Source organism: Mycobacterium sp. (assembly GCF_050700595.1).
Classification (GTDB): Bacteria; Actinomycetota; Actinomycetes; order Mycobacteriales; family Mycobacteriaceae; genus Mycobacterium.
In genome coordinates this window covers 1-6,652 of the sequence record NZ_JBOHHI010000194.1, presented here as the reverse complement: position 1 = coordinate 6,652, position 6,652 = coordinate 1, and the positions used below count along the sequence as shown (strand labels likewise).

Annotated in this window: 6 protein-coding genes and 1 pseudogene; 5 read left to right on the top strand and 2 right to left on the bottom strand. The window is 64.6% G+C overall.

Translation table 11 applies throughout. From position 1 onward, the window contains the following. Both ACRDTL_RS18195 and ACRDTL_RS18190 read left to right on the top strand, forming a co-directional pair. A partial coding sequence (locus ACRDTL_RS18195; protein WP_431508087.1) for a hypothetical protein occupies nt 1–482 on the top strand: 482 nt, incomplete at its 5' end. Continuing rightward, nucleotides 475–2,328 (top strand): fatty acyl-AMP ligase, encoded by a 1,854-nt coding sequence (locus ACRDTL_RS18190; protein ID WP_431508086.1) that lies wholly within the window; start codon nt 475–477, stop codon nt 2,326–2,328. The genes ACRDTL_RS18195 and ACRDTL_RS18190, both read left to right, overlap by 8 nt. 267 nt (nt 2,329–2,595) lie before the next feature. On the opposite strand, the gene ACRDTL_RS18185 is transcribed toward ACRDTL_RS18190, so the two are convergent. Next, complete coding sequence (locus ACRDTL_RS18185) at nt 2,596–2,985, bottom strand: NYN domain-containing protein (protein ID WP_431508085.1); 390 nt, start codon at nt 2,983–2,985, stop codon at nt 2,596–2,598. A gap of 70 nt (nt 2,986–3,055) precedes the next feature. On the opposite strand from ACRDTL_RS18185, the gene tpx reads away from it, so the two are divergent. From tpx to ACRDTL_RS18170, 3 genes and pseudogenes are all read left to right on the top strand, one after another. After that, a complete protein-coding gene (tpx, locus tag ACRDTL_RS18180; protein ID WP_431508089.1) occupies nt 3,056–3,559 on the top strand; it encodes a thiol peroxidase in 504 nt (167 codons plus the stop codon). A 624-nt stretch (nt 3,560–4,183) separates the two neighbouring features. Next, nucleotides 4,184–4,846 carry a thiaminase II gene (gene tenA / locus ACRDTL_RS18175; RefSeq protein ID WP_431508088.1) on the top strand — a complete coding sequence of 221 codons (663 nt, stop codon included), beginning with the start codon at nt 4,184–4,186 and terminating at the stop codon, nt 4,844–4,846. 42 nt (nt 4,847–4,888) lie between these two features. After that, nucleotides 4,889–5,755, top strand: a pseudogene (locus ACRDTL_RS18170) (amidohydrolase family protein). A 16-nt stretch (nt 5,756–5,771) separates the two neighbouring features. On the opposite strand, the gene ACRDTL_RS18165 reads toward ACRDTL_RS18170, so the two are convergent. After that, nucleotides 5,772–6,545, bottom strand: a complete 774-nt coding sequence (locus ACRDTL_RS18165; protein WP_431508084.1) for an enoyl-CoA hydratase/isomerase family protein — start codon at nt 6,543–6,545, stop codon at nt 5,772–5,774. Nucleotides 6,546–6,652: the final 107 nt, after the last annotated feature.

Genomic DNA, 6,652 nt, shown 5'->3' with positions numbered 1-6,652 from the left:
TGGAGGAGCACGGCCGAACCGACGCCCGCTGGCTGGACTACGAACTTGACGTCGCCAGGCTCCTCGACTTCCCGCTGATGACCGACATGCGCGATCCGCTCACAATCGGTTTTCACCGAGCCAAGCTGCGGGCTGATTTGCTGCGCCCCGCCAAAGCCGAAGACCTGCTGGATGACCGGGACGCCGCGGACCGGTACCTGGCGGCCGTCGAAGCCTATGTGACGGCATTCGACATCGCCGAGACGGAAGCAAGACGCAGACGCCGCAGCGACTTCTCGCGTGCGGAGCAGCAACGGATCGCGCGCGCTCAGAGTCTGTTGCGCGTGGCGTCAGATCCGGGCGCGACCGCGCAGGAACGCCGCAATGCCTACGACGTTGCGCGCAACGAACTCGATGGTCTGATCGTGTTACCGACCACGACGCACGCGAGCATCGAGCGCCGGATCTCCGGCGAGATCGACGGTGGAAACGCTGATGTCTGAGGGTCGCGATGGCTTGCTGCAGATCGAGGAATGTCTCGATGCCGAGGGCGCCGTGGTATTGCCGCCGGGCGCAACGCTGATATCACTGATCGATCGCAACATCGCGAACGTTGGTGACGCGATAGCGTATCGCTACCTGGACTACACCCGTTCGGCCGATGGACAGGCTGTCGAACTGACGTGGACCCAATTCGGTATCCGACTGCGAGCCATCGCTGCCGGCCTGCAACAGGTCGCGGCTCGCGGTGACCGGGCGGCAATCCTCGCGCCGCAAGGCCTCGACTACGTCGCCGCAATGTACGCAGCGATCAAGGCCGGCACCATTGCGGTGCCGTTGTTCGCACCGGAATTACCAGGTCATGCTGAACGTCTCGATACGGCGCTTCGCGATGCACAGCCCGCTGTCGTGCTGACGACGACGGCGGCCACCGATGCCGTTCAGACGTTTCTGCTCAACCTCCCACGCGTCCGAAGGCCGCAAGTCGTCGTGGTCGATCAGATACCCGACGCGGCTGCGGATGCATTCGTTCCTGTCGACCTCGACCTCGACGGGGTTTCCCACCTGCAGTACACATCGGGCGCGACACGACCTCCCGTCGGCGTGGAGATCACCCACCGGGCGGTTGGCACCAACCTGCTTCAGATGATCCTCTCGATCGACCTGCTGGACCGAAATACCCACGGGGTCAGCTGGTTACCGCTGTATCATGACATGGGCCTGTCGATGATCGGTTTTCCGGCCGTGTACGGCGGACACTCGACCCTGATGTCACCGACTGCGTTTATCCGCAGGCCGCAGCGGTGGATTCATGCCTTGGCTGCTGAGTCGCGGCACAGCCGGGTGGTCACCGCGGCGCCAAACTTCGCCTACGAGTGGACCGCTCAGCGTGGTCTACCCGCGCAGGGCGAGGATATCGACCTGAGCGATGTCGTGATGATCATCGGCTCGGAACCGGTCAGCATCGCAGCGGTTAAGACATTCCAAAAGGCGTTCGCGCCCTATGGGTTACCGCATACGGCGATCAAACCCTCGTACGGCATCGCGGAGGCGACCTTGTTCGTCTCGACGATCGACCCCACCGCCGCAGCGACGGTTTCCTACCTCGACCGGGAGCAATTGGGCGCCGGCCGGGCGGTGCGCGTGGCGGCGGATGTCCCCAACGCCGTAGCACAGGTGTCCTGCGGTCGGATAGCTCGCAGTCAGTGGGCCGTGATCGTCAACCCTGATACCGGCGACGAACTGCCCGACGGTGAGGTTGGGGAGATCTGGTTGCAGGGCAACAACATTGCCCGCGGCTATTGGGGCCGGCCTGACGAAACCCGACGGTCGTTCGGTGCCGAACTGCGGTCCCGGCTCACCGAAATCAGCCATGCCGACGGGTCAATGATAGAGGGTAGCTGGCTGCGGACCGGAGATCTGGGCGTATATCTCGACGGCGAGCTCTACGTAACCGGCCGAATCGCCGACCTGGTGATCATCGATGGCCATCGGCACTACCCGCAGGACATCGAAGCGACCGTGGCGGAGGCATCGCCAACCGTTCGGCGGGGATACGCAACGGCGTTCTCGGTGCCGGCGAACGAACTGCGGGCATCGGAGACCTTCGATGCGGGGGACGCCACCCAACGCCTGGTGATCATTGCCGAACGTGCGGCGGGCACCGGCCGTGCCGATCTGCAGCCGGCGATCGAGGCGATCCGTGCGGCGGTTGCGCACCGGCATGGGCTAATCGCTTCCGAGGTGCGCTTCCTGCCCGCCGGTGCCATCCCGCGCACCACCAGCGGCAAGCTGGCTCGTCGCGCCTGCCGCGCGCAGTACCTCAGCGGCGCGTTGGGCGCGCATTAGCGCATCCGCGGAATTCCATCCGCGATGCACTACCGAAGGCTACTAAAGTGGACTAGAGTCCATTGTGTAGTCGTCGCTAGGGGAGAGTGTTGTTTCCACGCCAGGCTTGGATGATCGGCGCAGTCGCCGCGCTACTGCTGAGCGCCAACCCGGCCGTCACGCACGATGAGACAACCGGGACCACGCAGGGGACAGCGACGGCAATTTCTTCGCAAGCGACGGCCGTTCCGGCAGGCGGCATACAGCTCGTCGGGTGCATTGTGGGCCTCAAGCCCTGCTAGAGCCACGCGGGTCGACGAGATTGCGGAAGCTGTGCGCCGAGTGGACGGAGGCACCGGTGCTGCGGACGCGGTCGGTCAATGCCCGGTCCGATGTCACGACGCAGATATCGTGCGGTCGGGTATCGGCACGCAACAGCCGCACGATCTCGTCGTCGGCCGAATTCGCCGCCGCCATGGGTGCATAGGCGATCTCTATGATCGTTGAGCGGATCGCCGGTGCCGGCGGCTGCTCGAACACCACCGTCACGTGGTCGCCGTGTGTCGATGCCCAACCGTCGAGCAGGTCCACCAACGCCACCATCGCGCCGCGTCGGTCCTCCCACCAGCCGTCCGGGCGAGTCCCGATCACGTTCATCCCGTCGATGATCCAGCGCACGAACTCAACCTACGGCAGCGGGGGGCCACCCTGGTCCACGCCGGCCCGCGGGCCTTGGCAGACTATGCGCATGGCACAGATAACGTTTCGTGGAAATCCGATCAACACAATCGGCGAGCTACCGGCCGTGGGATCCCCGGCTCCCGGCTTCGCGCTGACAGGCTCCGACCTCGGCACGGTCAGTAGTGAACAGTTTCGCGACAAGCCCGTCTTGCTGAACATTTTTCCGTCTATCGACACCCCTGTCTGTGCGACCAGCGTGCGAACCTTCAACGAGCGTGCCGCCGGAAGCGGTGTCTCCGTGCTGTGCGTATCGAAGGATCTACCGTTCGCGCAGCAGCGGTTCTGCGGCGCAGAAGGCATTGAGGACGTCACCGCGGCGTCGGCATTCCGTGACAGCTTCGGCGAGGACTACGGCATCACGATGGCCGATGGTCCGATGGCCGGGCTACTTGCGCGGGCGGTCGTAGTGATCGGTGCCGACGGGAAGGTCGCATACCAAGAACTGGTGCCCGAAATCGCCGCCGAGCCCAACTATGATGCGGCGCTGGCTGCGCTGAATTCGTCCGTCTGAGTATCAGGCCCACACGTAGAGACGGGGATTGTCAGGACCGCCATCCGGGGCCTCTCGCGAAAAGGAAACAGGCGATTCAACTCCGGCGAGTTTGACGCTGATCGCCGCCGAATCGGCCGTGATGGCGACTATCGTCCCGATGTCATACCTGTGTTCATCGTCCCACTTGATGGCGGCGGGCCGCCCGAGATGGTGCACGGAAAGATCCTCAGGGGCGACTTGAGTGGGTTGCGATGACGGTGACGGCGGCGACCCGGCGTCCATCTGCCCATGAGGCGGCGCCTGTTCGGAAGCGTCGGACCATGCGCGGTCATCGCCGAAATACTCGACGTCGTCCCCGGAGCCCTCAAATCGATGCGGGACGGGCTTCTTTTTCTGCTCGTCCGGGGCGTCCTCGACCCAGAGTTTCCAACCCGGGGGCGGGGGCGGCCAGGACGGATCCGGCGACCAGTCGCGTGCTGGGGCCCAACCCTCGGGTGGCTTGGGCCAGTTCGGGGGAGGGTTGTAACGCATCAGCAATCACGACTCCACATAGAAAGTTCCCGACTGAACCAACCATATCCGAGTGCGACCGCCTGACGCCGTCGGCGCCCTAACCCCGAGGCTGGGATCATCGCAGGCATGATGCGAGACGGCTGGACGAGACGGTTGTGGGCCGAGGCGGCCGGCACTTACCCGGCGATTCTGGCGCACCCATTCCTAGCCGGCCTCACCGATGGGAGCCTTGACCCGGAGGCCTTCGCCCATTACCTCGTCCAGGATGCCTACTACCTACACGATTTCGCCCGCGCGCTGACCGTCGTGGGCAGCAAGGCGCCCACCCACGCCGGCGTCGGCATGTTCGCGCGGCACGCCGCCGGCATTGTCGAAGTCGAGCTCGCCGTCCACGACTCGCTGCTCTCCGAATTGGGCATCCACCACACCGACGTCGCGCCCGTCGCGCCAACGACTCGCGCCTACACGAGCTACCTGCTGGCCACCGCATACGGCGGCGCCTTCGCCGATGGGCTCGCCGCGGTACTGCCGTGTTACTGGATCTATGCCAAGGTCGGGGCCGAGCTGGTCCAGCGCGGCTCACCCGACTCCCGTTATCAGCGCTGGATCGATACCTATGCCGACGCCGAGTATCAGAGCGTCGTCGCCGAGGTGCTGGCGCTGGCCGACGACATCGGCCGGACGCTGTGCGCCGCCGACGAGGCTCGCGCCCGGGCACATTTCGCCGTGACCGCCCGCTACGAGTGGATGTTCTGGGACGCCGCCTGGCGTCGCGAGGCGTGGCCCGTCTGATACTGGTATCTGTCGCCTGTTCGCGCGTGATCGGAGGACGCCATGGCCGGACCTGTCGGTCTGCCGGTGATCGACACGATGATCGGATTTCCCCACGAGGGCTCCGCTCAGTATGACTTCATCCGCAAGCAGACCAAGGACCGTGAGTCCAAGGAGGACTTCGAGTTCCCGGTCGAGTACATGTTCAAGGAGGTGCCCAAGGGGCTACCGACCGGCGATCCGGTGTCGCTGGTGCTGCAGCAGATGGACCGGTTCAACATCGAGAAAGCCATGATCGCTGTCGGCGGGGACTCCGCACAGCAGGCGCTCAAGATGTTCCCGGACCGCTTCGTGCCCTGCGGCGCCTTGGTGGACCCGAACGATGTGATGGGCTCGGTGAACGCGATCCGCGGCGAGCACGAGCAGTTCGGTATCCGCGCGACGTCGGTGTTTCCGGCAGGGACCTTTCCCCAGGTTCCCATCGATGACCCGAAGATGTATCCGATTTATGCCACCTGCGTCGATCTCGGCATTCCGATCTTCGTGTGCGCCGGTATCCCCGGCCCTCGAGTTCCCTTTACGCCGCAAGAGGTTTCACGTATCGACGTCGTGATGTTCGACTTCCCTGATCTGGTGTTCGTGACCCGCCACGGCTGCGAACCATGGGAGGATCTCGCGGTCAAGCTGATGCTCAAGTAGCCCAACCTGTACTACTCGACATCGGCGTTTGCGCCCAAGTACTATCCGAAGGCCGTCATCGACTATGCGAACTCTCGCGGAGCGGACAAGGTCCTCTACGCCGGTTACTTCCCGATGGGCCTGTCGTTGGAGCGAATCTTCGCCGAGCTGCCTATGGTTCCGCTGAAGGACGAGGTGTGGCCGAAGTTCCTCTACGGCAACGCCGCACGCATCCTCGGCTTGCAGGGCTGAGCGCCCGGCGTTGACGTCAGCGGCCCTGCCAGTCGGGCTTGCGCTTCTCCCGCCACGCCCGAATACCTTCGGCCACATCCGCTGTGACGCCGACGACCTTGCGCATCGTCTCACCGAAGCGGACCGACTCGATCCAGCCCATATCCGCGGTCCGCCACGCCACCTCCTTCGTCGCCCGTTGAGCCAGGGGAGCGGCCTCGGTAAGGGTCCGGGCCCACGCCCGGGCCTCAGCCTGCAATTCGTCGGGCTCGACCAGCTTCCACACCAGGCCGATCTCGGTGGCTCGCTCGGCGCTGACCGGCTTACCGGTCAGCAGCAGCTCCATGGCATCAGCCCAGCCCACCCGCCGGGGGAGGCGGATGGCCCCAACGATGGTGGGCACGCCGATCGATACTTCGGGGAAGGAGAACTCGGCCGCGGTGCTGGCGATCACGAAGTCGCAGAACAACACCCCGGTCAGCCCGTAGCCGATACAAGGACCGTGCACGGCGGCGATGGTCGGCTTGAACAGTTCCATCCCACTCTCGAACGAGTTGATCGTCGGCTTCTCCCAAAACGTGCCGCCGAAAGTGCCGATTGACCCCTCGCCGTCCTTGAGATCGGCACCGGCGCAGAAGACGCTGCCGTTGGCTGTCAGGATCCCCACCCACGCGTCCTCCTCGTCGCGGAACCGGTCCCAGGCCGCGTTCAGCTCCTGACGCAGGGCGCCGTTGATGGCGTTGCGAGCTTCCGGACGGTTGAGGGTGATGGTGGCGACGTGGTCTTCTAGCTCATAGTCGACGAGGCTCATGACACTGCACCCTATTCGGTAGCCCGCCGGTGTGTATCGAGACGATCACAGCTGCATACCGATGCGTACGGTGATCTGGCGCAACAGCAACGATGCCCAAATCATGG